Origin of the sequence: Pseudoalteromonas prydzensis, assembly GCF_011050055.1 — a bacterium.
In the GTDB taxonomy this organism is placed as follows: domain Bacteria; phylum Pseudomonadota; class Gammaproteobacteria; order Enterobacterales; family Alteromonadaceae; genus Pseudoalteromonas; species Pseudoalteromonas prydzensis_A.
Genome location: NZ_DRGM01000167.1, coordinates 57,208 through 80,431 on the forward strand (window position 1 = coordinate 57,208; position 23,224 = coordinate 80,431).

At 40.6% G+C, this 23,224-nt stretch carries 22 protein-coding genes and 1 pseudogene; 9 read left to right on the forward strand and 14 right to left on the reverse strand.

Going from position 1 to position 23,224, the window contains the following annotated elements; genetic code table 11:
* Nucleotides 1–384, reverse strand: a complete 384-nt coding sequence (locus ENH88_RS16005; protein ID WP_304183692.1) for a BlaI/MecI/CopY family transcriptional regulator — start codon at nt 382–384, stop codon at nt 1–3.
* A gap of 213 nt (nt 385–597) precedes the next feature.
* The gene (locus ENH88_RS16010; RefSeq protein WP_304183694.1) at nt 598–2,757 is read right to left on the reverse strand and encodes a S46 family peptidase; all 2,160 of its coding nucleotides are present in this window, start codon (nt 2,755–2,757) and stop codon (nt 598–600) included.
* A 212-nt stretch (nt 2,758–2,969) separates the two neighbouring features.
* Between ENH88_RS16010 and ENH88_RS16015 the strand changes: the two genes are divergently transcribed.
* Nucleotides 2,970–3,782 (forward strand): glycosyltransferase family 25 protein, encoded by an 813-nt coding sequence (locus tag ENH88_RS16015; protein ID WP_304183697.1) that lies wholly within the window; start codon nt 2,970–2,972, stop codon nt 3,780–3,782.
* 5 nt (nt 3,783–3,787) lie between these two features.
* On the opposite strand, the gene ENH88_RS16020 is transcribed toward ENH88_RS16015, so the two are convergent.
* On the reverse strand, nt 3,788–5,572 hold the full coding sequence (locus tag ENH88_RS16020; protein ID WP_304183698.1) for a M61 family metallopeptidase: 1,785 nt from the start codon (nt 5,570–5,572) through the stop codon (nt 3,788–3,790).
* Nucleotides 5,573–5,788: 216 nt separating this feature from the next.
* Between ENH88_RS16020 and ENH88_RS16025 the strand changes: the two genes are divergently transcribed.
* The 6 genes from ENH88_RS16025 to ENH88_RS16050 all read left to right on the forward strand — a co-directional run bounded on the left by ENH88_RS16025 (nt 5,789) and on the right by ENH88_RS16050 (nt 12,840).
* A complete protein-coding gene (locus ENH88_RS16025; protein ID WP_349768656.1) occupies nt 5,789–7,324 on the forward strand; it encodes a GGDEF domain-containing protein in 1,536 nt (511 codons plus the stop codon).
* A gap of 40 nt (nt 7,325–7,364) precedes the next feature.
* Complete coding sequence (gene ppnN / locus ENH88_RS16030; RefSeq protein WP_304183699.1) at nt 7,365–8,708, forward strand: nucleotide 5'-monophosphate nucleosidase PpnN; 1,344 nt, start codon at nt 7,365–7,367, stop codon at nt 8,706–8,708.
* A 14-nt stretch (nt 8,709–8,722) separates the two neighbouring features.
* The gene (gene xni / locus ENH88_RS16035; protein WP_304183700.1) at nt 8,723–9,496 is read left to right on the forward strand and encodes a flap endonuclease Xni; all 774 of its coding nucleotides are present in this window, start codon (nt 8,723–8,725) and stop codon (nt 9,494–9,496) included.
* Nucleotides 9,497–9,565: 69 nt separating this feature from the next.
* On the forward strand, nt 9,566–9,952 hold the full coding sequence (locus ENH88_RS16040; RefSeq protein WP_304183702.1) for a DUF3192 domain-containing protein: 387 nt from the start codon (nt 9,566–9,568) through the stop codon (nt 9,950–9,952).
* A 6-nt stretch (nt 9,953–9,958) separates the two neighbouring features.
* Nucleotides 9,959–11,647, forward strand: a complete 1,689-nt coding sequence (locus ENH88_RS16045) for a hypothetical protein (RefSeq protein WP_304183704.1) — start codon at nt 9,959–9,961, stop codon at nt 11,645–11,647.
* Nucleotides 11,648–11,832: 185 nt separating this feature from the next.
* Nucleotides 11,833–12,840, forward strand: a complete 1,008-nt coding sequence (locus ENH88_RS16050) for an isocitrate dehydrogenase (RefSeq protein ID WP_304183707.1) — start codon at nt 11,833–11,835, stop codon at nt 12,838–12,840.
* 250 nt (nt 12,841–13,090) lie between these two features.
* Here the strand turns inward: ENH88_RS16050 and ENH88_RS16055 are convergent.
* Together ENH88_RS16055 and ENH88_RS16060 are read right to left on the reverse strand one after the other, a co-directional pair.
* Nucleotides 13,091–13,663: pseudogene (locus ENH88_RS16055) on the reverse strand (phage tail protein); the annotation flags it as partial.
* Nucleotides 13,664–13,710: 47 nt separating this feature from the next.
* On the reverse strand, nt 13,711–13,926 hold the full coding sequence (locus ENH88_RS16060) for a hypothetical protein (protein ID WP_304183709.1): 216 nt from the start codon (nt 13,924–13,926) through the stop codon (nt 13,711–13,713).
* 561 nt (nt 13,927–14,487) lie between these two features.
* Here ENH88_RS16060 and ENH88_RS16065 point away from each other — a divergent pair.
* The gene (locus tag ENH88_RS16065) at nt 14,488–16,212 is read left to right on the forward strand and encodes an acetolactate synthase 3 large subunit (protein ID WP_304183711.1); all 1,725 of its coding nucleotides are present in this window, start codon (nt 14,488–14,490) and stop codon (nt 16,210–16,212) included.
* Nucleotides 16,212–16,709, forward strand: a complete 498-nt coding sequence (gene ilvN / locus ENH88_RS16070; protein ID WP_304183713.1) for an acetolactate synthase small subunit — start codon at nt 16,212–16,214, stop codon at nt 16,707–16,709. Before ENH88_RS16065 ends, ilvN begins: the two co-directional genes overlap by 1 nt.
* A gap of 57 nt (nt 16,710–16,766) precedes the next feature.
* Here ilvN and ENH88_RS16075 read toward each other — a convergent pair whose 3' ends face one another.
* The 9 genes from ENH88_RS16075 to ENH88_RS16115 all read right to left on the reverse strand — a co-directional run bounded on the left by ENH88_RS16075 (nt 16,767) and on the right by ENH88_RS16115 (nt 23,224).
* Nucleotides 16,767–17,042: an HU family DNA-binding protein gene (locus ENH88_RS16075; protein WP_145235830.1), complete on the reverse strand. Its 276-nt coding sequence runs from the start codon at nt 17,040–17,042 to the stop codon at nt 16,767–16,769.
* Between the two features lie 209 nt (nt 17,043–17,251).
* Entirely contained in the window at nt 17,252–17,785 is a 534-nt protein-coding gene (locus tag ENH88_RS16080) for a DUF3833 domain-containing protein (RefSeq protein ID WP_304183716.1), read from the reverse strand.
* Nucleotides 17,782–18,279: a chalcone isomerase family protein gene (locus ENH88_RS16085; RefSeq protein WP_414704848.1), complete on the reverse strand. Its 498-nt coding sequence runs from the start codon at nt 18,277–18,279 to the stop codon at nt 17,782–17,784. Before ENH88_RS16085 ends, ENH88_RS16080 begins: the two co-directional genes overlap by 4 nt.
* A 35-nt stretch (nt 18,280–18,314) precedes the next feature.
* A complete protein-coding gene (locus ENH88_RS16090) occupies nt 18,315–18,833 on the reverse strand; it encodes a DUF2878 domain-containing protein (protein WP_304183717.1) in 519 nt (172 codons plus the stop codon).
* Nucleotides 18,811–20,073, reverse strand: a complete 1,263-nt coding sequence (locus ENH88_RS16095; RefSeq protein WP_304183718.1) for an SAM-dependent methyltransferase — start codon at nt 20,071–20,073, stop codon at nt 18,811–18,813. The genes ENH88_RS16090 and ENH88_RS16095 overlap by 23 nt, the downstream gene beginning before the upstream one ends.
* A 29-nt stretch (nt 20,074–20,102) precedes the next feature.
* Entirely contained in the window at nt 20,103–20,840 is a 738-nt protein-coding gene (locus ENH88_RS16100) for a DUF1365 domain-containing protein (protein ID WP_304183721.1), read from the reverse strand.
* A complete protein-coding gene (locus ENH88_RS16105; protein ID WP_304183723.1) occupies nt 20,833–22,089 on the reverse strand; it encodes an NAD(P)/FAD-dependent oxidoreductase in 1,257 nt (418 codons plus the stop codon). Before ENH88_RS16105 ends, ENH88_RS16100 begins: the two co-directional genes overlap by 8 nt.
* Complete coding sequence (locus tag ENH88_RS16110; protein WP_304183725.1) at nt 22,086–22,796, reverse strand: SDR family NAD(P)-dependent oxidoreductase; 711 nt, start codon at nt 22,794–22,796, stop codon at nt 22,086–22,088. The genes ENH88_RS16105 and ENH88_RS16110 overlap by 4 nt, the downstream gene beginning before the upstream one ends.
* A complete protein-coding gene (locus tag ENH88_RS16115; protein ID WP_304183728.1) occupies nt 22,793–23,224 on the reverse strand; it encodes a nuclear transport factor 2 family protein in 432 nt (143 codons plus the stop codon). Before ENH88_RS16115 ends, ENH88_RS16110 begins: the two co-directional genes overlap by 4 nt.

The window sequence follows — 23,224 nt, forward strand, 5'->3', positions numbered from 1 at the left end:
CTATTTTTCTGATTTCTTGTCTTTTAAGAGTGTTTGTAAAAACTCAATATCATCACTATTAAGCTCTTCTTGTTTTATAAAGTGAGCAATTAAACTGCGTGAATTACCTTTAAAAAACCGACGCATAAAATTTGGTCCGGCTTGCTCTGAAAGCGTGCTTTGCGCTACAAGTGAACGATAAATGATTGCCCGTCCCTGCTGACCACAACGCTCAACTGCATTTTTTTGCTCTAACCTATCAACAATTGTTTTGACTGTGGTATACGCTACTTTTTTAGTTTTGCGCTCATCAGCCAATAGCAACTGATGAAGTTCACTTGCCGTACACGGTTCCTGCTGCCAAAGCAGTTGCATTATGTCCATTTCAAAATCACTGAGTTTCATATTTCGCCCTTATTACTACACTTGTAGTTTTAAATTTTTACAAATGTAGTAGTTAACTCTTTTAGTGTCAAGCATAAATATCGCTAAAATGGGTAAAGCAAGAGAAAATATAAGCTGATTAGGTATTGTCGTTACATCTTGCAGTACTCGAACCTCCTATCGATGCAACAAAAAAAGGCGCTTCACTGAGCGCCTTGTTAACTTACTAACTACTTATTTTACGATTTTCATTTCGTCTAATAAGTTTTGTGCATTGTCTACTTTATCCATTACCCACAGCATGTAGCGTGAGTCAACGTGGATAGAGCGATTAAGTGCTGGGTTGTAATCCCAGTCACCAATAATGCTTTCGTACACACCATCAAACAGTAAGCCTACCAGTTCGGCTTTGCCATTAAGCGTAGGTGAACCTGAGTTACCACCGGTAGTATCCACATTCGATAAGAAGTTAACCGGTACGGTATTCATGCCACCGGTGTAGTCACCAAATATTTTAGCCTTGATTTGCTGTTGCAGTTTTTCAGGCGCGTTAAATGGATCAACATCGGTGTTTTTTGCAAGTAGCCCTTCAAGTGTTGTAAACGGTGTTGCTACCAAACCGTCTTGTGGTGAATAACCGCCAACGGTGCCATAGGTTACCCGTAACGTACTATTGGCATCTGCATACACAGGTTTATTCTGCGCTTTATTGTAAGCAATAATTGCCGCCATTAATTGTGGACGCGCTGCTTGTAATTTACCTGTAAGTGCTTTGTTTTCGTCTTCTTCTGCTTTCATCACCGCAAAAATTGCTTTTGCATATTGAATGAATGGGTCTTGACTTTGTTCAAGCTCAGCAAATGATTGCTGAGACAATGCAATGCGCACGTCTTCATCATTAAGTGTTGAATTAGCATACATTTTCGATAGTAATGCACTGTGCTTGGCTTTATCAAAGCCATTTTCTAGCTTAAACACTTTATCAACCTCAGCAAAACGTTCTTGCTTTGGCAGCGCTGCGTATAACTCTAAAAAGTGCAGTAAGATTGCTTTATCAACGTTTGCATCAAAACGGCGGGTCATACGTTTTAAACCAGCTTCAAAGCGAGGTAAGTCACGCTCTTGATAACCTGATTCACGCTCGCTATCAGGTTTTTGTTGCTCATACGCTAAGCGATATAAGCTACGTGCGGTGCTGATCATTTGTGAGCGGTGCACATAGCCAAGCATACGATCACGTTCGTTATGCTGTTGTGATTGTGCCACCAGCGTTGATAAATCATTTAACACCGTACCGTATTGTTGTTTACGCTTACGATCGCTGTTAATCCAGGTTGTTAAATCTTGCTCAAACTGTTTTTTACGCTCATACATAGTGCCTTTATTAAAGCTTTCTATCATTGAGCCATAGTTTTTAATGTAGTTATTGTAGCCCGCTATAGTACTTTCGTAGGCAATGCGCGCTTTACTGCCATCTTCTGAGTTTTCTTCAATTAAAGACACATATTTTGAATTATGCTCACGCGATTTTGGATAACTGGTATTAAATACATAATCAACTTCAGCAGCAATGCGGTAACGGTTAGTGCGCCCAGGGTAACCTGTGACCATCACAAAGTCGCCCTCTTGCACGCCTTTGGCACTGACACTGAGATATGACTCAGGCACATAGGGCACATTGTCTTCGCTAAATTCAGCTGGCTTGCCATCTTTACCTACATAGGCACGATAGAAAGAAAAATCCCCAGTGTGGCGCGGCCACATCCAGTTATCGATATCGCCGCCATATTTACCTACGCCCATAGCGGGCGCGTAAGCTAAACGTACATCTTTTATTTCCAGTGATTTGATCAAGTAAAACTCTAAGCCACCATGAAATGAATACACATTACAGCGGTAGTTTTTATCTGCTTCACACTGCGCCACTAACGCTTTTTCGTTTTTCTCTAGCGCGTCGTAGCGCGCTTTTGCGCTGAGTTTTTCAGTACCTTTTATTACTTTGTTGGTCACGTCGGTAACTGTTTCAGTTACATACACTCTGGAGCCGGGTGCCGCTGGTAAGTCTTCAGCCGGCGTTTTTGCTAAAAAGCCGTTTTCTAAAATATTGTTCTCTGGTGTTGAGTTATATTGAATCGAACCATAAGCACAGTGATGATTGGTAACCACAAGGCCTTTTGGCGATACAAATGATGCCGTACAGCCACCAAGGCTTATCACTGCATTCATTGGGAACTCGGTTAATTTAGAAATCGATTTAGCGTCAATTTCCAGCCCTTTGGCTTTTAGAATTGATTCTAGATCAGGAAGTTGGTGTGGTTGCCACATGCCTTCATCAGCAAATGAGGTGCCCGAGATTGCAATAGCAAGTGTGGCGATGAGTGGTTTTAAACGCATTTTTTAATCCTTTTTATTGTTTCTAAAGTAGGTTACGCGTGAACGCGTATTAGGGTCAATATTTCTGCGACTAAAGTAAGTGTTATAGTGTAACAAAATATATAGATTTACCACTCATGCTGCTGTGTTCAACTAAACCAATATATTACTGCAATCAAATTGTCATCATTAATGGCTAGGGTTTACTTACTATTAATAAAAGGTAGCCAGCTATGCCAACTATTTTTGTGATCAACCTCGCTCGCTCAACAGAGCGATTGGCAAACAGCCAGCGACAATTAGCCGCACATGGGCTAAGTTTTGAGCGTATAGATGCAATTGATGGGGCAACGCTTACGCCAGCACAAAGAGCAATTAATTACAGTCCTAGCCTCAATAAGCAAAAATACCACTACCCGCTCAGTGCAGGGCAAATCGGCTGTTATTTGAGTCATCGTAAAGCATGGCAAACTATCGTTGATAGGCAGCTTGATTACGCTATTGTGCTTGAAGATGACTTTATCTTAAAAAATGATCTCAACCATACAATCAAAAATATTGAACAAGCACCAATAGATTGGCAGATGATAAAATTATCGGCTTATCAAAACAGAACTCACCCTATTGCCTACCAAGTTGCTTTACAGCATCACCAACACTTAGTGATCCATAAAAAGTTGATGACAGGCTGTTGTGCTACTGCAATCAGTTATCACGGTGCCAAACAATTATTAGCGGCCACGCAAGCGTTTGGCCGCCCTGTTGATTGTGATCTACAGCATATATGGGAAACTCAAGTAGCTGGCTATTCGTTATTGCCTTATCCGTTTGGCCAAAATCATGAGCAAGTCAGTGATATAAAATCTCGCAGCGCGGCCCGTGTTAAAAAGTCATTTTTAACGCGTAAACGTCAGCAGCTATCGAGTGCTGTGAATAATAAGTTTGCCACTGCAGCCTTTGTTAAACACACCAAACGTGCCTTGAGTACGAGTGAATATAAAAAAGGAGCCGCAGCTCCTTTTATCAATAACGTTTTAAAACAATAACGCTGTTATTTTTTAGCTAGATTTGGGTGCTCTACACCCATCCATGCTTTAAATAACGCCATTTGCTCTGCTGTTGCATCTTTATCAGCAACTAGCTTTTTATCTTTATCAAAGTCTTCACTGAGCACTAATGTGGTGCTTTGCAGCGCATCACGGCGAATAAAATCAATGGTTACTTTATCCCCGGCTTTAAAGGTTTCTAAGCTTGCTGTTAAATCTTTGCCGACATGCTTTTTATTAATCGCGACAATTTTATCATCCGTCGTTAAACCTGCCTGCCAGGCAGCCCCCTCACGTCGCACATGAATTAAAGTAAGCAATTCACCGCTATTTTTTGCTAGAGCATCAACACTGGCAACAGCTTTCGCGCCTTTTGGACGCGCTAACTCTAAGCCTACTTTTTTAAATAAAGCATCAAAATCGATTGCTGCGGGTGCATCAACATTAGTAGCCCACCACTGGCTGTAATCACGGCCTGTTAACTGTTTTAAAATAGTTTTCACGTCAGTTGCAGTAAAGCCATGGGGCATCTTATATTGATTGTAAAGTGCGCGATGAACATCACGGTAGCTTTGCTTACCTTGGCTGTTCTCGAGTAAATCGATATCTAAAGCCATTGAAATCAATGAGCCCTCTAAATAAATATTAGTGCTGTAGTTGCCTGCATGGTCACCACCTTGATTTATCCATTTATCAAAACTGGTTTCGCTGGCACTTTGCACTTCACGCCCTGGTGTTAATAAATGGCGATTAACCGTTTTAGTTAAGGTGTTAAGAAATTCATCGGTGGTTGAAATACCTGAGCGCACCATTAAGTGATCTTCAAAGTAACTGGTTGAGCCTTCAGCTATCCATAATAATTTATCGTAATTAATATGCGTGTAATCATAAGGCACTAAACCTTCTGGACGGTACGCTTTTACATTCCAAGTATGAATAAATTCATGGGCTGCTGTACTAATGAAAGCAAGGTAGTCTTCACGTGAGCCAAAGCGATCACGTGGGCGTTGAATAATCGTCGAATTTAAATGCTCTGTAGCGCCACCGGCACCCGATGTTGCGTGTACCATAAATACGTAACGTTGGTATGGGTAATCATCCCAAATAACACTGCCCGTTGTTACTAATTTTTTAAGATCAGTAAGCATTTGCTCAACATCGTAGTTGCCCTCGCCCCAGATCACTAATTCGTAATCGCGGCCATCCACTGCAAACTTATGTAACTCGTTGATACCTGTTTCAATCGGTGAATCAACTAATACATCGTAATCAGCAGCTTTAAAACTATGTTTCGAACCGGCATTGTCCATCCCTGACACTGAACGCCATGCTTTTGGCACATCAAGCTTAACGGTAACCGGCTCTTGACGAAATGATTCACTGAACATAAAAAAGCCTGATGCATCAATAAATGCATGGCTGTCATCAATATGACGTGCACGCATGCCAAGCTCGTTAGCGTAAACTTGGTAATCAATATTTACTTCGGTTGGCTCATCAAGGTGAACACGCCATGTACTGGCATCCACTTTTTCCCATTTTAATGCTTTACCATTTTCGTCTTTAGCCTCAAAAAAACGCACCCCATTAGCCAGATTTAAAATTTCGTAACGGCCAGTACGCCACGCGGGTAATTTTACATCTAAATGTGCTTGCGCGGTTTGCGGAAATTCAACACTCACATCGCCTAAATGATGCTCAGGCTGAGTGACAGCAAGTGAATAATTAACATCGGCCCATGCCGAGTGAGATAATGCGGCTACTACCGACAAAGCTAAAAACGTTTTCATAAAGGCTCTTAATTCTTATATGCAGTGATTTTATTGTGTTTGAGCCTAACAACGATAATCGCAAATGTGAATTAAAAGCGATAAATTCACATGCGAATAGGTTCGATGAATAAAAATCACCAACAAATGCTAAGTTTTTGACTTAGTAACTACATTTGTGCAAATTTTGTTGTAAACTTACGCCATAAGAGATTTAATCAATGGCGGTAACTATTAGTGTCACAACAGCTCGAAGTTTTAAACAAAAAACTTAAACAAGCCATTGATACTCGCATGGTGATTGAACATGCACGAAAACATCAAGTAGACACGCTTAGCAACTTTGCTGCAAAGTTATCGTTAAGTTGTAAAGGCATGGATATTGAACTTGATAATCGCTTAGCCAAGTTTCGTAGTGCCCTCACTAAAGGGGTGGATTTTGAATTATTCGCGCCCCAGATTGATGAAATTCTCACACTGCTAAAAAACCAAGAGGCACAACAGGCCACACATCAGCGTGAACTGCACAATAGTGTCCTTGATGCTGGCAAGTTACTGCAAAAAACCAAAGGGTTACCTGATGATGCGCGCAGGACTTTGCGCCATTTACTCGATCACGAACTCAATAACGTACAATCGACTCGGGATTTTATTCCGCTGCTCAATCGTTTGGTGACTATTTACCACCAAGCATTGCAAGTTAAACTCACGGTGCCTTCTACGCAACAAGCCGCAGTGCAACCTGCGCTTGCCAAAGAACTGCTTAATTTAGCAAATGATTTGGTATTTGAAGATGAAGCCGCAGAGCAAGTAAAAACGATTAAAAATAATATTTCTGAAACCGATTCAGTCGACAATTTATTAACCGCTGCAATTGATATTATTAAAATTGTTGCGGGGAATATCAGTAAAGAACGTCAATCTGCGCAAAGCTTTTTAGTTTCGTTAAATCAAACCCTTGAAGAACTCCACCATTCAATAGTGGCGACGAGTAAACACTCTGAAGCTATGGGTGCAGAGTTTGCGGTACTGAATAAACGCATTGAAGGTAAAATTAATAATCTAACAATACAAACCCAAAATGCCACGTCAATTTCAGCATTAAAAGCACTCGTTGATAACGAATTAAAGTCGTTAAGCCAAGACTTAATTGAAAAAGAACGCCTTGAACAACAAGACCGCGAAATGTTATTAAACAATTTTCAAGGGATCAACCACCGTATCAATAACCTTGAAACTAAGTTATCAAAATATAAAAAAAGATTACACGAACAGCGCTTTAAAAGCTTACTTGATAGCTTAACAAAATTACCTAATCGGGCAGCGTTTGATGAGCGATTTAATCATGAGTTTCATTTATTTGCTGTACAAGAATCAGATGTTACATTAGTGGTGATTGATGTTGATCACTTTAAATCTATTAATGATCAATACGGCCACAGCGCAGGCGATAAAACCTTACAAGTGATTGCCAAAGCATTGCAAATGTCGATCCGTAAATCTGACTTTATCGCCCGCTATGGCGGTGAAGAATTTGTGTTATTAATGCCTGGCATGCCTTTAGAATATGCCAGTCAAGCTATTGAGAAGTTAAGAAAAACGGTGAAAGGGATCCCGTTTAAGTTCAAAGATAAACAAGTAGAAATAACGATTTCTATCGGCGCGACTCAGTTTAAAAAAGGCGATACGCCATTGAGTGCTTTTGACCGCGCTGATGATGCTCTCTACCAAGCAAAAAATACCGGTCGTGACCGTATATGTATCAATAAATAATAGCGACCAACCACTGCTTCTAAAAGCAAGGAGAACGCCTATGTTAATACAGTTAAACCCGACAGGTGTGTTAGATTTACTGTCGCAACTCGAAGTTGATTTATTAGAACAATCGTCCACCAGCGAACGGTATAAGTTATTTAGAAATTGTGCGTTAGCTGTTCTCAATGTGGGCAGCCACACGGATTCAAGCTCAGAGATTTACAACAAATACGAAGATTTTGACATTCGTTTGATCAGTCGTGAACGCGGCATTAAAATAGAGCTACTCAACCCGCCAACGACCGCTTTTGTAGATGGTGAAATAATCACCGGTATTCACGAGCATATTTTTTCTGTTATTCGTGACATTTTGTTTATTTGTCAAAAATATGAAAAAGATTTAACCGAGCAAAAAGCCATTACGCATATGGTGTTTGATATGCTGCGTAATGCAGCTGCCCTGCGTGTTAATAGCGATCCAAGTATGATCGTCTGCTGGGGCGGCCATTCAATTAATGAAAACGAATATAAATACACTAAGCAAGTTGGCTACGAGCTTGGTTTACGTGGCTTAAATATTTGTACTGGTTGCGGCCCAGGTGCGATGAAAGGCCCAATGAAAGGCGCCACTATTGGCCATGCAAAGCAACGCAACACCAACAACCGTTATTTAGGCTTAACTGAGCCGAGTATTATTGCCGCCGAGCCACCGAATCCAATAGTAAATGAACTGGTTATCCTTCCTGATATTGAAAAACGCCTTGAAGCCTTTATACGCACCGCCCACGCCATAATTATTTTCCCTGGTGGCGCAGGTACTGCTGAAGAATTATTATATTTACTAGGTATTTTACTCCATCCAGATAACGCCAAGCAGTCATTACCCGTTATTTTAACTGGACCTAAAGAAAGTGAAAACTATTTTACTGAGCTATGCCAGTTTGTTGAAATGACGCTAGGCAAAGAAGCCCTCGATAAATTTGAAGTGATCATTGATAACCCTGAACTGGTTGCTATTAAACTAAAATCAGCAATGGCAAATGTTCGCGATTATCGTAAGAGCCAGGGGGATGCCTATTACTTTAACTGGACATTAAAAATCGTCAATGAATTTCAAAAGCCGTTCGCGCCAACGCATCAAAATATGGCCGCACTTGATCTACATTTAGGCCAAGAAAAGCAATTACTTGCGGCTAACCTGCGGCGCGCATTTTCCGGGATTGTTGCCGGTAATGTAAAAGATGAAGGTATCCAAGCAATTAAACAACATGGTCGGTTTGTTATTAGTGGGGAGCCAGCTTTAATGAAAGCAATGGACACACTACTACAAGCTTTTGTTGAGCAAGGAAGAATGAAGCTTCCTGGTAGTAATTATGTGCCGTGTTATGAAGTCAAAGCATAAGGGTTAATATATTCGTGTCAGGTCAGTTACTTTTAATCGATGCGCTTAATTTAATTAGGCGCATTTATGCAGTTGATAGTAATCAAAATAAAGGCAGTGATGAGCAAATGGTAAATACGTGCTGCGCACGGGTTGCTCATGCGTGTGAAAAACTCATCAAGATCACCCAAGCAACCCATGCTATTGCAGTATTTGATGGCGATAAAAGCTGGCGTTATCATTATTACGCGCTGTATAAAAGTAGCCGTGCCCCCATGCCGACTACGCTAAAAAATTCATTAGATAAGTTTAAACACGCGATTGAACAAACCGGCATTGTAGTGTTTGCGCCAGTGAATGATGAAGCCGATGATATCATTGCAACCTTGGCCCATAAAATGGCTGAAAATCAGTTGTACTGCACGATTGTTTCCACCGATAAGGGATTTTTACCTAGCTTAAATAGCTATATCAATGTGTATGACTATTTTAAAAAAGAGTATGTAGATCACGCGTCAATCGAACAGCGTTTTGCTGTTAAGCAATCAAGGTTAATTGATTTTTGGGCTATGGCCGGTGATAAAACCAACGATATTCCAGGCATTAAAGGGATTGGCACAAAAACAGCCATTGCAATAATCAACAAGCATACGGATATAACACAAGCCGCTGAGGATGAAACGCTATCACCCGCTGTGCGCAAAAAGTTAGCCTCGGGGATGGCTGACTATATTACTTCTAAACATTTGGTTGGTTTACGTACAGATATTAATTTAGGCTTTAGTTTAAAGCAGTTAAGGCTCAATTAATCGCATTCTCATAGCACTGAATTTGAACTATGCGTATACTCAATTTAAGTCTCAGCGCAAGAGTGTAAAATGTTTAAGAAAGTTTTTCGCTATCTCATATTAGGTTTAGGCGTGTATGCCTTGATCGCCACGTTAGTCATCACTTTTTATAAAGATGATCCACAGGCGATGCTGTGGCAAGACCGAGAAGCATTCAATAAACGTTATATCGCTAAGCTAAGTGTAGCAACACCGACGACCTTAAACACTGTTTTAGAGTATTTAGGCAGCCCCGATCTAACCTACGCTAAACGTGATAACGACCAAGTGTGGCAAATTATTTTTTACCGTACGCAACATGTCAAATCAGATGGGATCACGACAATGGACGAATGCACTGGTTTATTGTTTAAAAATGGTGAATTAATCTTGTGGGGACCAAGTGCATTTGATGTATTTGAGCAGCACGGTAGTTGATAAGCCATGGATAACCCCTGCGCGCAAGACCTAGTAAGCCTTTTTGAAAAAACTCATCAAGTATTACGGTTTTATCATAATAAAAGTCAATGGCCACAGATTTATCCGCTGTTAAGCCAACTCGCTGAACAGTATTATACACTCTATAATTCACACCCAAATGCAATGCAAGCGCAGCTCGCTCTGTATCTAGATAGCCACGGCTACACAACAAACTTAGTAGTAAATCAATGTGTGATAATTAGTGCGTTGTGCCATTCTTTGAGCTACGACAGTAAAATTACACAACTCCTAATTTGTGTGTGTTTAACGAATTATTTATGTGTGCAAACACAAACCAATAAATTGGCCCTGCGCCAACCATTGAACCTACAAGAAAAAAAACAGTGGCAATCTCGTCATCAGCTGGCAGTAAAATTACTGCAATCGGCTAATGTGCCAACAGAGCATATTGCGGGTATTTTAGCGCGCTTAAATAAATATAAGCAGGCGTTGTTAAGTACACCAAAAATCATGATTTACGATGGACCCACTACCTTAGTTGCGTTGGCAAATATTATGGCGATGAACATTACCTATCGCACGCAAAATGACCATATTGATATTTACAAAGCAGTGGCTGATATTTATATCCGTACCCCTAACCTTTTTGCTCAACAGGCATTAAAAGCGTTAATTGCTCATATAGGCCCCTACCTGCCAGGCTCTTTGATCCATTATCATGATCAGCAACTGACCTATATTGGCAAGGACTCCCGACAACGTCATTTGTTGATTGCGTTAAATGAACCACAAAAAACTAAATGGTATAGCGTAAAAGCCCGATTAGAATCGAATGCTAAACAACGTCCAAGTCAAGATAAACGATTGTTGTTCAGCGTGTGGTTCAATGAGCATATAGTGCTGCCTGTCGAAGTGGTTAACTTTGAAAAACAGCAGTTATTAATGTTGATAAGCCAAGTTAAAATACAAACAGAATATTCATACGGTGCACTTGCTAAATTGCTCAATAATCATTCTGCAACGATTGAATTACTCCGTGAAGCAGTGAAACCTTATAATAAAGAGCATCTACCGGGTAAAGACTTACGCCATTGCTTATCAATGGTGGGGTTATATAATGCGCCAGCGATCATTCAACAAGTGCTATTTGAGCAACTCGTAAATCACCAAGCGCATCCGCTGATGCAGCATGTACAGTTTCGCTTGCAGGCAATTATCCGCTTGTTAAATCTGCTCGTCAGTCATGATAAGCATAATCAGTTCGAGCATCTTGCGCTGCCGGTTTACGGCTATGTAAATTATTTAATTGAGTACTGTAGTACCACAATTAGTCGTAAAACCTTGTATGAAAAGCAGCTAAAAAGTGATGTAAGCATGCCATTTGCGTGGTTATTTGGGGTTACTATTGATGATAGTGAACAGCTAACTGCTTATTTGCTTGAGCTGTTAGGTGATAACCCATGGACGCACGCTTTATTAGATGCAGAGCAACAACAAAAACAACATTTATCTGCAGAGGCGCAATTATGGGTTGCAATAAAGCTCGTCGTTACTAAGGTATTTCAGCCAGACGCAATACAAAGTAGCTGGCAAACACATACTTTTGAACAGGTGCTAAAACGCCTTGATTGGCAATCAAGTGAACAGTTTTATACCCAGATACCGAGCTTAGGTTTAAGTAACAGTGTATGAATACTTATTAGACATTGTGACTAATTTAGCGCGTTTTCGCGGGTTTTACTGGCAAAAAGTTGAATAAATTGCTATAAAAGCCGCTTACATTTTCAAACTCATTCACGTAAATGATCTAACAAGTTATCGCTGTTTAATAATGCGACACATTTACGTGCATTTCTAACTCGTAATAGGAAAAGTTCATGGCCAAACAAACCATCACAGTGATCAAAGGCGACGGCATCGGTCCGAGTATTATTGATTCAGCCCTTGAGATCTTAACAGCCGCAGGGTGCGATTTTGATTATGAATTCGTTGATGCAGGTCTTGCAGCCCTAGAAAAAACCGGTGAATTATTACCACAAGATACCATTGATACTATTGCGCGTAATAAAATAACTCTTAAAGGCCCACTAACAACACCAGTTGGTGAAGGTTTTACTTCAATCAATGTAACCTTACGTAAGCAATTTGGTTTATATGCCAATGTTCGCCCAGTAAAATCATTTGTTGGTACTAAAGCACGTTATGAAGATATTGATATCATCACTGTACGTGAAAATACCCAAGGTATGTATTCTGGTTTAGGCCAAGTAACCTCTGAAGATGGCAACGAAGCACAAGCGATGTCTATGATCACCCGCGAAGGTGCTGAAAAAATCGTTACTTTTGCCTACGAGCTTGCAGTACGTGAAGGCCGTAAAAAAGTAACCGCGGTTCATAAAGCTAATATTTTAAAATCAACGTCTGGTTTATTTTTAAAAGTAGCCCGTGAAGTTGCAGAGCGTTACCCTGAAATTGAATCAACTGAAATGATTGTTGATGCAACTTGTATGAAACTGGTAATGAACCCAGAAGAGTTTGACGTTATTGTTACTACAAACCTGTTTGGTGATATTTTATCAGATCTATGTGCTGGTTTAGTTGGCGGTTTAGGTATGGCACCTGGCGCTAATATCGGTGAAGATGCAGCTATCTTTGAAGCCGTTCACGGCAGCGCACCTGATATTGCAGGTAAAAATTTAGCGAACCCAACGTCTGTAATTTTAGCATCGATTCAAATGCTGGATCATTTAGAAATGGGCGACACTGCAGAGCGTATCCGTAGTGCTGTAGCAGATGTGATCAAAACAGGCGATCGTACTACACGCGATTTAGGCGGCAGTCACGGTACAACTGATTTCACTCAAGCTGTTATCGACCGTTTATAAACTAAACCTAGATCATTAAAGTTATCATAAAAAGCCAGTGTTTACTGGCTTTTTTGTCACTTAATTATGCTTGGCTCTTCCTCAGTAAACCGAGCGGTAGCAGTAACAATAACCAAAAAATAGTTCCGCCACTGGAGCCTGAACTAGTTACTTGTTTTTTTACTGCCACTTGAAGTTCAATTGCTGGCAGTGTTTCCTTTATACCGCTAACAGATGTATCGGATACCGTGAGCGTGACGATGTAATTGCCTTATTGGCTGAATGTATGGGTAGGGTTTTGTTCGCTGCTTTGGCCGTCGCCAAACTGCCAGTTAAAACTATCTGTTGGGGTTAACGCCATACCTTTAATTTCAAAACTCGCTTCGAGATCATTAATCACGGCACTGATCCCCGATTGCGGCGTATAGCCTAACTTTAACTCTATTGAGCTATTATCTACAGCTTGATCAACGATAGAAAAATTAAAACCAAACGATGAAATTTTCACCCCGGAGGCTGGTTGTTCAGCAAAACTGTAATCATTATTATCATTAAATGCTGCTATACCTGTTAACTGCGTATCACCTAGACCTTGGCGCTGCTCATAAAGACTAAACGCGGCATCACGTAATTGGATTGTGGTACTGGCAGGTGCGCTGCTATGCCCTTTTGCTATAGCATTCTGATCAGCATCAACAACCAAGATAAACCCTTCACCAATATGCTCTGGAGTATTATTATCTGAATATTGTTCGTTTGCAGACCAAAGCAATAAACCCGGTGAATACTGTTCAACTTGTAAACCACTATCAATTCCTAAATGACTGCGTAATTGTAAATAGTAATGTTGTGGCTTGGCATAGGTGTACGCGCTAACACGACTAAAACCATTTAGCTGCCCAGACGATACTTGCTCTGCATTATCTTGCCAAACACTGCTTGCGGATCGGACTGGTCATTAAGTTGCCCGCGTTTATCTAACCAATAGAGGATCCGCTCTTTGTTGATTACACCAATGTCGGTTGGACTGCTTGATTGCGGTTTTGCCACAGTCGGTTGACTTAACGATGCCAAGATCAAGGCGAACAACAATGGGACGTATTTCACGTTATCACCTACTTACAATTTTGTAGCTGCTATGATAGCGAACAATTTAAAAAGGTACATGTTATTTTATGACACCAGCAACAAAATAACTCGCTTACGATAAATCGCATAATTTCTTTTGTTTTTGTCATTTTAATTACAAATTAAAGCAACTTTAAAATAAAAACACATTTAATTTGCAAATTTAATGCAAGTTTTCAAATTCCCGGTTGACATCGAATAGCAAAAGCTTTAAAAATAAGGGTATTAAAATTAGTGAATGAGTTGTGCTCTTTTAGTAGCGCAATGTCATAAGTCATTAAAGAACTTATAACAACACAAATAGAAGCAAAATAGCGCTATGAATAATCAACGTCACCTTGTCAATGTACTCGTACTGGTCTTAGTCTTAAGCCCAGCGGGGATGTATTAGAAGGTGAACACGCTTTTTAAAAACCCCCGCCTTTAGCGGGGGTTTTTTTATGCATTTAAAATACAATACCATTGCGATTAGAGAGCGAAAGAGTGAACACACTTAATCGGTTATTTTAACAAAGGTATTAGGCACGCAGAGGAATGAGGATGAGTACACAACAATATAATGGCTCCGAACTAGTTGTTCAGGCATTAACAGCATTGAAGGTAAAATATATATTTGGCTACCCCGGTGGCTCGGTATTAGATTTGTATGATGCATTATTTCAACAAGATGATGTTGAACATATTTTAGTGCGCCATGAACAAGCTGCAACCCATATGGCTGATGGTTACGCCCGCGCCACAGGCGAAGTGGGCGTTGTTTTAGCAACTTCAGGCCCTGGTGCTACCAATTGTATTACTGGGATTGCAACCGCCTATATGGATTCAATTCCAATGGTAGTGCTATCCGGTCAAGTACCCACTAACTTAATTGGTGATGATGCGTTTCAAGAAACCGATATTATTGGTTGCTCTCGACCTATCGTTAAACACAGTTTTAACTGTCGTAGCGCAAAAGATATTCCAACCATTTTGGCTAAAGCTTTTTATATTGCCAGCACAGGCCGCCCTGGCCCTGTGGTTGTAGAATTACCAAAAGATATGTTGAACCCTGCCCTTAAATTTGATTTTCAGTTCCCTGCAACAACCGATCTTAGAACCTACAGCCCAAATACCAAAGGCCACCCAAAACAAATTCGCAAAGCAGTCACGGCTATCTTAGAGGCAAAAAAATTAGTCATCTATTCTGGTGGCGGGATTGTTATTTCAAATACCTCAGAGCAATTAACCCACTTGGTTGAGTCACTCAATGCCCCAATCACGAATACTTTAATGGGGTTAGGTGGCATTTCCGGTGTTCACCCTAATTTTGTCGGCATGCTTGGTATGCATGGTAGCCTTGAAGCAAACAAAGCGATGGCAAATGCGGATGTTATTTTAGCATTAGGTGCGCGCTTTGATGACAGGGTAACCAATAACGTTAAAAAATTCTGTCCGAACGCCACCATTGTACATGTTGATGTCGATCCAACCTCGATTTCTAAAACCATTAAAGCACACATACCAGTAGTCGGTTGTTTATCAACGGTACTTGAGCAATTACAAACGGCCATAGATAAGAGCCCGATTAAAATTGACCGTAGCGCTCAAGAAGATTGGTGGCGTCAAATCATCAGTTGGCGTGAGCAAAAATGCTTAAGCTACAATCATGAAGGTGACAAAATTAAGCCACAGGCGGTAATTGAGGCAATTTATAAAGCCACCAATGGCGATGCTTATATTAGCTCTGATGTTGGTCAACATCAGATGTTTGCAGCGCAGTACTACCCGTTTAAAAACCCGCGGCAATGGATAAACTCTGGCGGCCTTGGCACCATGGGCTTTGGCTTACCAGCTGCAATGGGGGTAAAACTCGCTTTTCCAGATAAAGAATCTGTATGTGTAACCGGCGATGGTTCAATTCAAATGAACATCCAAGAGCTATCAACCTGTTTGCAATATAACTTAGCTGTAAAAGTAGTATCACTGAATAACCGCTCTCTTGGTATGGTTCGTCAATGGCAAGACATGGTTTATGGTGGTCGTCATTCATCATCTTATATGGAATCCCTCCCTGACTTCGTAAAGCTTGCTGAGAGTTATGGTCATGTGGGCATTCGCGTAAACACGCTTGAAGAACTACAACCTGCTATCGATAAAGCAATGGCGATAACTGATCGTTTAGTATTCTTAGATATTCTGGTTGATGAAAATGAACATGTTTACCCAATGCAAATTAAGCTTGGGGCAGTTGATGACATGTGGTTACGTAAAGGAGTGAAAGCATAATGCGTCGTATCTTATCTATTTTACTTGAGAATGAACCAGGCTCGCTATCACGCATCGTTGGCCTGTTCTCACAACGCGCCTACAACATCGATAGCTTAACCGTAGGCACAACGGACGATCATTCATTGTCACGTATCACCATCACCACCATGGGCGATGACCGAGTCGTTGAGCAAATCACCAAACAGCTGAATAAGTTAGTCGATGTATTAAAAATTATTGATTTGACTGAAATGGCGCACATCGAGCGAGAACTGTTATTAGTTAAAGTATTTGCCCAAGATGAAGCTAAACGTGCAGCAGTAACCCGTGTCGTTAATGTGTTTCAAGGTACGATTTTAGACATGGGCCGTAACAGCTACACATTACAGCTGGTTAGTAGCACTGATAAAATTGAATCGTTTTTAGATACTCTACGACATGAAACCGATATAGTCGAAGTCGTTCGCTCTGGTGCAGTTGGCATTGGTCGCGGTGATAAAGCACTCAAAGCATAAATGGGTGATACAAAAAAAGGGCTAACTAGCCCTTTTTTATTTAACCAATTTAATTTATTAAGGATTAACTTGATCTTTAAGACCTTTACCCGCTTTAAAGCTTGGGATAGTTGCCGCTGAAATTTGAATTTCTGCACCAGTTTGTGGATTACGGCCAGTACGTGCAGCACGTTCTTTTACAGAGAAAGTACCAAAACCAACGAGTGCAACTGAATTACCCTCTTTTAAAGAAGAAGTAACAGCACCAGTGAATGCATCAAGTGCACGTGTTGCTGCTGCTTTAGAGATTTCTGCATCAGTAGCGATTTTTTCAACTAATTGAGCTTTATTCATTTGTTAAATTCCTATTCGTTATTATTTTGCCTTCGCAAAACCTATCTTTATGCATTTTTTAAGGATTGGCAACAGCAAATTGCCTTTTTTGCGTAAATTCTTAAAAAATGAGCAAATTTTAAATAATTGCCCAAATAAATACTGATTTAAACATTAACCAACAGTGAATATAATCACTAATTAACACAATCAATATGACAATTTTTTTATCATTCCACTTTTTCGATAACTAAGGTCACTTCCCCGACCTCAATGCCAAACTTATCAATAGCTGTGCGGTTAATCAAGCGCGATTGTGTAACCAAGTACATCCAATCATCTAAATTAACTTCGATGGTGTCATCGCCATAGGGTAATTCGAGCGTATATTGCCAGTGAAACACACTGCCATTGCTTTTACCTTTGGCTAGGCCAATCACGTCTGAGGCGGTGCCGGTTAAACTATTGTCGGCGTTAATTGTTATATTCCACACGCGACGCTGAGTTTCACCATCATCGTAAACAAAGTCTTCTTCTATCACGCCTTGATTGCCATCCCAGCTAGCGTTCATATCAACCACCATCTTACGAGTTAATTCACCGCTATAATCCTGCACAACACCATAGGCTTTCAACTTGCCATTAAAAAATTGCTTAAAATTAAACTCTGGCTCACTGCCCTGATAATGTTCCACATCTGGAGCAACACAGCTGACTAATAAAATACAAAAAAGTAATGTGAATGTTGAAGTTAGCTTGTTCATTTTTGCTCCCCGATTAATTGTTTACGCATTTTCGGCTCAGAAGTTTGCGGCGATAACCAAATGGCTAAAAAGTTATCAGCAAACTCACTGTCCTCAATGCCACCCAACTTTGTATCATTATGATAAAAAGTGCCAACCCCTTGCATATCCGTGATAAATGACAGTGTTTCTCCTTCTTTGATATCAGGCCATAACGCAAGCAGCTGTTGGTCAAATTTACCAAGCAACTGCGTTTTGCCTAAATGTTGCCACTGTTCATTAGTGGCTTTAACAATGTCTTTAGCAGCAAAATCTCTTAAATAAGTTAACGATAACTTGCTCGGGTGTTGGCCAAACTGATATTGCCCTGTGGGAGTGGCAAGTTTTGCATCGTAGACATCCCAAAAATAATATTCAAAACGGCTCTGTCCTACCTGTTTAAACTCAGCAGACAAACTATTCATTGATAACAGCAATAACGGGATACTTAGCAAAGAAACGATAGATTTACGCATAACTGATCCTTTTAATAATAGCCATTGATAGGTAATTAGTGCTCTGATTGATCGCCTAAATGAAGATATGTAGCAATTTTTTTATTCACAAAAATAATGCAATTAAACATCAGCGCCCAGCTAAGGCCATACACTAACCAAAAAAGCCACAATGGCTGGGTAATAAAGAGCACTTCAAATCGCGCCCCAGCCCAGTAACTTGCCGGTGCAAACATGGCGCACATTGCAACCGATAAATACCAAGGTAGACGGGTTAAAAACTGCATTGACGTGTTTACGGTCAAAAGCAGTGCGCTCCACAGTAATATAAACCAAATGGGGTAAGGGCTTGATTTAAATCCTAGCAAACCAAGTTGAACCATGAGGTATTCAAAACCGAGCGCGATGATCAGGCCAAACAGCAAAATAAGCGAATCCTGCTTAAGTTGTTTAGATAACAGCAGCATCAGCACTAACACCGCCGCGATAGGCAAATTTGCACTGTTTTCAAGGAGTAAGGCTATAAACCAAACCCCTTGAAAAAGTGCAAAATTAATAACCGAGTGCAATATCATCCCCTGAGTGGCTAAAACGAGGTTTACGCGCCACTAAGTGTACGGTACTGGTTACTCGAGTACGAAATGCACCTTCACAGTACGCTAAATAGAACAACCATAAGCGATAAAAACGCTGATCAAACTTTACTTTGTCAATTTCTGGCCAGCTTGCGATAAACCGTGTTCGCCAATCCGCTAAGGTTCTTGCATAGTGAACACCAATGTCTTTAATACTGTGCACAACCATATCGGTTTGTTGTTTGATTTGCTTATTCATTTCGTCAATACACGGTAGGCAGCCGCCAGGAAAAATATATTGTTGAATAAAGTCTGAGTTCTTTAAATAATGCTGATAGCGTTGATCGCCGATAGTGATTGCTTGGATCAGCATAGCACCAGATTCTTTTAATAACTGATCGCACTTTTGGAAAAAGCTTGGCAAAAATTCATGGCCAACAGCTTCAATCATCTCAATTGAAACAAGCTTGTCATAACGCCCTTCGAGTAAGCGGTAATCTTGCTTCAGTAGAGTGATTTTATCTTCAAGCCCTAATTCAGCTATTTTGTCAGCCACATAGGTATGCTGCTCATCAGAAATCGTGGTGGTGGTAACATGGCAACCGTAATGGGTTGCCGCATGGATCGCAAACGCCCCCCAGCCAGTGCCAATTTCAATCACTGTGTCGCCGTGCTGTAAATCAACTTGCTGACAAATTAAATCCAGTTTATGACTTTGCGCTTGCTCAAGGGTTGCGTCTTTTGATGGGTAAACAGCACTGGAATAAAGCATTTCAGTGCTTAAAAACGATGAATAGAGATCGTTGCCTAAATCATAATGAGCGACAATGTTCTTTTTTGAACCATGTTGCGAGTTTTTATTTTTAAAGTGATTAAGACGAAAGTAGATATTGCTAAAGAATGCAAATTTCTTCTCAAAGGCATCCAGTTCAGCCTGATTGATTGCAAAAATCTCAATCAGTGCGGTTAAATTATCGCAGTCCCAATGGCCAAGAATATAGGACTCCCCCGCGCCGACGCTGCCAGACAAAGCAAATGCTTTATACATCGCAGCATCATTCACGGTTAACTGCACTTTGAGCTGGCTGTGCTGATCACCAAAATGCACAACATCATTGCCATGAACTACAGTAATATGGCCAACTTTGAGGCTGCTAAACGCACCAAATACAAGCTTTTTATACACTTTTACTAGCCAATCGCGCGATTGCCCACTTTCTAAATTGGACACTTTTTCCATAACTTCACCTAAAATTTAATTGCAGTATCTCAACTGCCGTTACCTGAATGACCTATAAAAGGCACGCGCTTACAAAACAACTTAAAAGCATGAACGTAAATACCTTTAAAAATACTCCACGTCATTGCTGGAAACTGTTTTAACAAGCGACTGATCGTTGCCTTAGTTAACGTATGTCGTTCAAGCCTCAGTGTGGCGTCAAACAACAATTGGTCATCTTTTTTATTTTCAATATGTATCATGGTGTTATCTTTATTAAAGCGGATATGCCAATGATAGTTCATATCAAGATCCATAAAAGGTGATACGGAAAAAGCTTTTTTAAAGTTCACTTTTTTTTCAAGCGGTACTAAATAGTAATGCCGTTCATTCCACGGGGTATTACTCACCTCAGCAACCATGTAAGTAAAGTCGCCCGCTGCAGTTTGATAAAAGTAGAAATTTACTGGGCTAAAATACACGCCAAAGCAACGTAACTGCCCGAGCATATAAACACCAGTAAATGAGTCTGAGACGCCAAGCTGAGCGATTCTAGCAAGCGCACGTTGGCTTATTGTTTGTTGCGGTTGTGCTGCGTATTCAAGGTAGTCTTGTTGACAAAATTTTAGTGCCTTCAATCCTTTAGTGCCAAGCCAAGGATGAACGCCGTCTAAACAATCCGGCGCCATTAAATCAACCCACATCATGTACATGGGGTATTTAAAATGATGTGCTTTAACAGCAAATCGGCGGTGCTTTACATCGCCAATATACACCGCGCTAGTCAAATTTAACTCCAAGTTGACGTGCTACATCGACCGCACTTTTCACACCATCTTCATGAAAACCGTTGTACCAATATGCACCGCAGAAAAAACTATTATTAACGCCATCAATCAACGGCTTTTGCTGCTGAGCTGCAATAGATACTTTGTTAAACACCGGATGATGGTAAGTAAATTCACGTAAAATTTTTGCTCTATCAATACCCTCACGATGATTCAAAGTCACGCAAAACTGAGTATCACTTTGTATACCTTGCAGAATATTCATTTGATAGGTAACCACTGCGGCTTTGTCAGTGTTGTCATTTAGCAAGTAATTCCAACTGGCCCATGCCGCTTTACGCTTTGGTAATAAACCCGTATCTGTGTGTAGGATCACTGAGTTTTCAGTGTATGGTATGGCACCGAGTACGCGTTGCTCGTCCGCTGTGGGGTTATCAATTAAGGCCAGCGCTTGATCTGAATGACAGGCAAAAATCACTTTATCAAACGCTTCACTGTGCCCATCAGCAAACTCGATAGCAATCATTTGCTCATCACGTTTTACCGTGCTGATATCACTATTGAGTTTTATTTTATCAGCAAAACTTTCGATTAATGGGGCTATGTATTCACGCGAACCACCAGGGATCACATACCACTGCGGGCGGTTAGTAATATCAAGTAAGCCATGATTAAAAAAGAATTTAACAAAAAATTCCACTCCAACATAACTCATTTCTTTAATACTGGTCGACCAAATGGCCGCGCCCATTGGTAAAATATAGTGATAACGAAAGAAGTCGTTAAAACCGTGTTGATCGAGCAATGCAGCTAACGTTTGCCCTTGCTGGTATTGATCCGCTGCGTGTAATGATTTACATAATTTATTAAAGCGCACAATATCACTGAGTAATTTCCAAAAGCGAGGGCGAAAAATGTTACGTTTTTGGGCAAATAAACTCGTAAAGGTATGGCCATTGTATTCAAAACCCGTTTGCTCATTATGAACACTGAAACTCATTTGCGTGGGTTGGCGCTGCACACCAATACGCTTCAGTAATTTCTCAAAATTAGGATAAGTACGATCATTAAAAACAATAAACCCAGTGTCTATTGCGTATTCACTGCCGTCTACTTGTACATCGACTGTCGCGGTGTGGCCACCAATGTAATTATTTTTTTCAAAGACTGTGACATCGTACTTTTTATGGAGTAATTGTGCACAACTTAAGCCGGCGATGCCCGACCCTATAATGGCGATTTTTTTCAACGCGTTAATCCTTTTGCAAGCTTAAGCCATAACGGTAATGGCAGTATGCGTAAACATTTCAAAATGAGGGTAAACCGATACGGAAAATGCACTTCTTTACGTCTTTTTGCCACGCCTTTAATAATATAATCAGCCGCTTTTTCAGCACTGACGGCCATTGGCATAGGAAAGTCGTTTTTCTCTGTGAGTGGCGTTTTCACAAAGCCAGGGTGCACTAACGTAACATCAATATCTTCTAAATCAATGGCTAAGCATTTAGCTAAGTAACTGACTCCCGCCTTTGACGCGCCATAAGCTTCAGAGCGCGGCAGTGGTAAATAAGTGACGCTAGAGCTGACCAGCACCAGCTGACCACCTGCTTTAATTTTAGGTAACAGTGCTTCAAGGCAATACCCGATACTGAGTAAATTAGTGGTCACTACACGGGCAAATAATTCGCTGTCGAAATTACGGGCATCGTCGATATATTCACAATTACCGGCATTTAAAATCACTCGGTCTAAATCTGGATAGGCAGCGGTAGCAAGGCGTATCTGCTGTATTTCGGTGGTATCAAATTGACATGCTTGGATATTCTCAAACTGCGCAAGCGCATTGAGTTTATCAATATTTCGACCACACGCGATCACAGTATCACCCGCACTTGCGTATTGTTTTGCTAATTGCTCACCGATCCCTGAGGTCGCGCCGGTTATCAAAGTGATCATGATTGAACTGCCCTTTTGTCTATGTATTTAATAACAGAGCCAAGGAGTGGAATATGGCGATACAACAAAGCGCCAACGTCGAAATAATCTCGATGGTTAATAATTTTCTCACCCGCAAAGCGTAAGTAGCTGTGCCCTGCAACACTTATCTGCTGTGCCCCATTGAGCTTAGGGTGCGCGTATTGCATTGTCCAATACACAAATGCTTTATCATCAGTGCTAATAGCATCGCTGATGATAAATTTGCAGTAAGACAGGTTACTATAAAGGCCTGAAAAATAGTCAGTTAATTCAGTTAAGCCACTGATCTGATGCAACGGATCTTGAAACACAATATCTTGATGGTAAATATCATCCAATAAGAATAAGTTGTCTTTATTGAGTGACTGATAAACTTCAATAAACTTTTCCGTTTTGTGGTTACCCAT

Coding starts and splice junctions, on each gene's coding strand:
- ENH88_RS16010 (WP_304183694.1), bottom strand. CDS start 2,757: ATGCGTTTAAAACCACTCATCGCCACACTTGCTATTGCAATCTCGGGC.
- ENH88_RS16075 (WP_145235830.1), bottom strand. CDS start 17,042: ATGAATAAAGCTCAATTAGTTGAAAAAATCGCTACTGATGCAGAAATC.
- ENH88_RS16020 (WP_304183698.1), bottom strand. CDS start 5,572: ATGAAAACGTTTTTAGCTTTGTCGGTAGTAGCCGCATTATCTCACTCG.
- ENH88_RS16095 (WP_304183718.1), bottom strand. CDS start 20,073: ATGGAAAAAGTGTCCAATTTAGAAAGTGGGCAATCGCGCGATTGGCTA.
- ENH88_RS16040 (WP_304183702.1), top strand. CDS start 9,566: ATGTTTAAGAAAGTTTTTCGCTATCTCATATTAGGTTTAGGCGTGTAT.
- ENH88_RS16085 (WP_414704848.1), bottom strand. CDS start 18,279: ATGCGTAAATCTATCGTTTCTTTGCTAAGTATCCCGTTATTGCTGTTA.
- ilvN (WP_304183713.1), top strand. CDS start 16,212: ATGCGTCGTATCTTATCTATTTTACTTGAGAATGAACCAGGCTCGCTA.
- ENH88_RS16115 (WP_304183728.1), bottom strand. CDS start 23,224: ATGGGTAACCACAAAACGGAAAAGTTTATTGAAGTTTATCAGTCACTC.
- ENH88_RS16015 (WP_304183697.1), top strand. CDS start 2,970: ATGCCAACTATTTTTGTGATCAACCTCGCTCGCTCAACAGAGCGATTG.
- ppnN (WP_304183699.1), top strand. CDS start 7,365: ATGTTAATACAGTTAAACCCGACAGGTGTGTTAGATTTACTGTCGCAA.
- ENH88_RS16045 (WP_304183704.1), top strand. CDS start 9,959: ATGGATAACCCCTGCGCGCAAGACCTAGTAAGCCTTTTTGAAAAAACT.
- ENH88_RS16110 (WP_304183725.1), bottom strand. CDS start 22,796: ATGATCACTTTGATAACCGGCGCGACCTCAGGGATCGGTGAGCAATTA.
- ENH88_RS16005 (WP_304183692.1), bottom strand. CDS start 384: ATGAAACTCAGTGATTTTGAAATGGACATAATGCAACTGCTTTGGCAG.
- ENH88_RS16090 (WP_304183717.1), bottom strand. CDS start 18,833: ATGATATTGCACTCGGTTATTAATTTTGCACTTTTTCAAGGGGTTTGG.
- ENH88_RS16065 (WP_304183711.1), top strand. CDS start 14,488: ATGAGTACACAACAATATAATGGCTCCGAACTAGTTGTTCAGGCATTA.
- ENH88_RS16080 (WP_304183716.1), bottom strand. CDS start 17,785: ATGAACAAGCTAACTTCAACATTCACATTACTTTTTTGTATTTTATTA.
- ENH88_RS16050 (WP_304183707.1), top strand. CDS start 11,833: ATGGCCAAACAAACCATCACAGTGATCAAAGGCGACGGCATCGGTCCG.